Raw genomic sequence first — 4,892 nt, 5'->3', positions numbered from 1 at the left:
CTCTGTAAAGATTACATAATACGTCAACATAGTTATACCATCCTGAGCAGTTACTTCAATAGTAGCAGTATCTGTCAACGGTAAAGTTGCTGCAGCATAGTTAACCATAGCATTAGCATCAGCCGTAGTATATGTAACCATTGGGATTGAAGCAGTACCATTAGGTAGCTCTACATAATACGTATAAGTATTCGCAGCGAAACCTGTAATGGATACTCCATCCAACAGGATATCAGATAAAAACGCGTTAGTAGACAATGTCTCCACCTCGTAGTTGATACAGTACGTATTTACAGTAATACCGTCCTCAGCAGTTACTACAATAGTAGCAGTACCAGGGATACTAACATTGGTTACTACAGCTGTTGCATTTGGATCAGTTGTTGTCGCAATAACTGATGGTGTAAATGTTGAACCAAATGGATAGGTAATAGTATAACACAATGTATCTGGGTTAAATCCAGGGACTGAACTGTTACTTACACTTAAAGCAAAAAGTGTTGCATCAGTAGCAGCTGGACCTTCAGTAATGTATACTGAATAAACACTTGATATAGAGTCATCTTCAGCTACAACAGTTACAAATGCAGTATCTGGTAGAGACCCAGCCTGATCAATTGTAAGACTTGTAATGATTGGACCAGTAGCAGTTGCTGATACATTATAGCTTGTAGAACCGTAAGGTACTTCATACGTATAATCGAATACAGCAGGATCAAATGTTACAGGAGTAGAAACCGTAGTATTATTTACTTCAAGGTCAGACAATGAAGAGACATCATACTCCACGTGTTCTTTTACTTCCCAGTTATCGAATGCGAAACCTTCAGCTGCAGCTTGCCAGGAATATCCTATATAACGCCATCTAAAGATACAACTTGATTCACCAGGTGCATTACCCATTAATAATGTGTGGTTTGTCCAGTCATTCGTGTTGTTCAAAGGAACTTGTGACCATGAAGACCAGGTAAACCAGGTATCCCCTCCATCAAAAGATCGTTGAAGACGGTATGAATGTGAAGAACCAGGTCTTATATAATCGAATGATACTTCAGCAGGTTCTGTATAGTCAGAGAAATCATAACATGGAGAATATAAATAACTGTATTCATTCAATGCAGCATTTCCTGTTAGGTTAGTAGCCCATACTTTACCGTCGTTATTGTTTCCAATATTGGAGGTAGTAGGGGTCCCCCATTCCCAAGAATCACTTACTCCACTGTTGATTACACTGTACCAGTGTCCATTATCCATTTCAAATGTAGCACTATCTGCAGTCAACGTTGGTAAACTATTTAACTCAAAAGATAAGTTGTTGCTTGAAAGATCTTGATCTTGTGTAAACACTATTTGAATTGCAATAGTATAGGTACCTGCAAGACTCATGTCAATATCCGGTAATTGGTACAAGGTATCAGTTTGAGATGCTAATCCTGAATCGAAATTCCAGAAATCAATCCACAATCCACTGTTGTTGAATTGGTATTGAGCAGTTGCGCCATTAGCAGCTACATCCAAGTTACCATAGTTCATGATTTTCACGTAACCTGTTTCCATTCCAAGTCCACAAGAAGTTTCCAATGAATCAATAGAAGTTACCGCTAAATCATAATCAGGACATGGCTCTACAACAAAGAATTCTTGAGATTCCAATTCCCATACATTCCAGGCGAGGGTGGAATCATAACCGTTGTCAACAGCATTACCATCATTATTAGCGATTAGAATACCACCACAACGAGTAATCGCGTAAGTTCCACCTTGCCATCCTGTACCGCCTTCATCATATGCATCCATAGAATATCCAAAATTAGGATAGAGACAAACGTCGTAGTTGTAGGTTGTATTGCTCCACAAGTTACCAGATCCGTTGATATCACCACCTGAAGCAACCGTTAGGTTGTTAAGCGTGTCAACAATTTCCCATCCAACTTGATATCCGGCAGTAGCTGTATTTACAGTCAGGTTTACCCATGTAGTACCCAGGTTAGTTACCGTAGATCCTAACGTATCATTTGCTGCTAATGAATCACCTGCTAAAGCTGTTTTAACAAAGAATGCAGAGTCAACAGCTGTTGAGAAATCATAGTATCCATCTAAGATGAAGGTAGCTGTTTCTCCAGGTAGAATGGTATCATTGAATGTTCCTGCATTGAAGTAGATAGAATCATCCCAGCTTAATTCAACTGGGAATCCAGTAGCGGCTATACCACCAAAGTTTTCTATTTCTATTTCTATTTGAGAAGAATCACTTGTATTACATGCACTTGTTGCTGGTGAAAGGATCGCATTAATTCCAAGATTATTACCCCAAGGAGTAACAAATGTAAATGAAATAGCATTGTATGTTGTATCACAAGGATTAGATAAGTATACATCATAAATTGTATTCTCAGTCAATCCTGTTAGCGTATATGGATGAGCAAAAGCTGTATCTGTAGGAATACTATCATATACATCTAAAGTATCCAAAACATCTACCAATTCAATATGCCATACAGTATCCGGACTTACATTTAACCAGTCTAAAGTAGCTTGAGTATCTAATATTTCAGTAGTTGTAAATCCAACAGGCATAGCACAGTCAGGTCCTGGTCCCCATTTAACCTTATCCACGTATAAATAGTCATAGGTAGTGAGTGGAGTAAATTTAATTGCGATACGCGTATCCGTTCCGGTATATGAAAGGAAAGGAACAGTGATAGAGTCACAAGAATTATTTACTACACCAGAATACATTGATGTAAAGGTACTTGGATCACTAGCATCTGTAATGGTACCAACTTCAAACGGAGAGTCTCCCCAAGAAGATCTAGCCGAGAAAGTAAATAAATTAGTCCCAGCAGTGATATTGTTTAATTCTGGTGTAATCATTAACAACTCAGCATTAGGATCAGCTTGGTTGTACATACGGACATATTTAGACCCTTCACAAGAAGAAAAATTAGAATTAAACACTCTAATATAAGCCCATTGAGATGTAGATGACATCAAATAATCCCAACAAAGTGAAGTATCTGCACCAGCATTTAGGTCTTCAAATCCATTGAAGAAGTCGCCAATTGGTGCACAATCAGTTTGTACTTCTATAGAAGTACTTTCACTAATCGCATCCGAACAGTTTGTTGAAATAGACATTTCATAAACTGTAGAAGGCATCAATCCATCAACAGTGAAAGAAGTACTATATGCTGTATCCAGTACCGTAGGATTTGTTCCAGTAACATCCACCAGTTCGATGAGCCACTCTGCACCAAACGTTCCTACTGAATCTATAGAGACAGAAATAGTTGTAGTTGACGTAGAGTCGATTGTTACTGTAGATGGAGGGAAACAGTTTGGAATCTCATGCCACTCAATATCATCCAGGAAAGTGTATTCAGAACCAGCGCCAGAACCAGGAATGTTTTGGATAGCTACATACGTATCTGTACCTGTGTATGAATCGAAGTTTATTGAATACTGAACATATTGAGTAGTCAGTGAGACAGAGTCCAATGCGGTAAATGTATTGATATCCGTTGGATCAGACATTGTACCAACAACTATTGTATTCCCATCATTATTAAATTCTTTCGCATAGAATCTCAATCGATGATCTTGTGTAGAAACTGTAGTCAATTCAGGTAAGACAGTAAATTGGTATGCTATTGAAGCATCAGCAGCACTACTAGGATGGTAATATCTAATATAACCCATACCTGTGTTTGCGGAAGAAGCACTGTTGAAAAGTCTTATATACGACCAGGGAGAACTAGTACTATCAATGAAATTCCAACAGTTAGGAACGTCTAAGTAGTTGTATCCTTCGAAACTTGTAGCGTAATCAACTACAGGAGCACAAACAGTAGTGAAAGTAATTGGTCCAACCCATACTGTTGAATCTGTACCACATAGTGTTCTTACATAAACAGTGTGATTTGTCCCAGGAGTTAAACCTGTAATTTGGAAAGGAGCACCTGAAGCAGTGTTAGTAGCAACACCAGTAATGGTATCAAGACCTTCAATTACTTCGATTTCATATAAAGTTGCGCCCGTTCCTGCAATTGTAAATGACATATCCACAGTAGTAGTTCCTACCGAATCAACAGCTAAGTCATAAGGTATATTACATGGAGGTAAAGCAGTTACCGAAACTGAATCGATAAATACTGCGTCATTTGTAGTGTTTGATTTAGATGCATAGTCAAAGTCTATTATTACATCAGATCCAACATAGGAGTTGTCTATCAAAAGAAATTCTTCTTTATAAGATCCTGGTGAGTTGAATCCAGCACCATCATTCGATTCGAAGTCATCTTCTGTTATGCTCCAAATAGTGTTCCAGGTTATACCTGCGTCATCCGACAATCTTACTTTTAAAGTATCATTATTTGAATCATCGTGAGACCAATTGAATGTCAACAAAGCCTGTTGAGCTATGTTAATCATAGGTGTTTGCAAATGCCTGTGACTTGCCCAGTTAGGCCAGGAATTTCTAGCTCTGGCAGCTATCGTGTCACCACCGGAAACATGAGGAATCCAATCTCCATCACCATTGTCTACATCAAAACATTCCGGTACCCAGGTGTTGAATGGTTCAGTTAATGGCATAGCTACAGGATTACATAATGTAGTAATTGTAACAGGTCCAGACCAGTCAGAATTTCCATCTGCACCACCACAAGCAGCGCTTACATAAAGCTCGTATTCAGAGTTAGCATCTAAGTTAATTGCTGTATAAGAAGTAGAAGTTGTACTGTCATCAGCAATACCTGATTGAGTTTCACTCAATGTAATATTAACATACTCCACATACCACATAGTCTCCGTATCAATAGAAGTCCATGAGAATGTAATTTCATTATTTGAATAAGCACCTAATACTAAATCTATAGGAGCTTGACAAGTAG

Annotated in this window: 1 protein-coding gene; it reads right to left on the bottom strand. The window is 38.3% G+C overall.

From position 1 onward, the window contains the following. The coding region (locus A9Q93_RS08240; protein ID WP_303686910.1) for a hypothetical protein at window positions 1–4,892 on the bottom strand (4,892 nt) is incomplete at both ends.

Origin of the sequence: Nonlabens dokdonensis, assembly GCF_002162835.1 — a bacterium.
Classification (GTDB): Bacteria; Bacteroidota; Bacteroidia; order Flavobacteriales; family Flavobacteriaceae; genus Nonlabens; species Nonlabens dokdonensis_B.
This window is presented reverse-complemented; position numbering and strand designations above follow the sequence as displayed.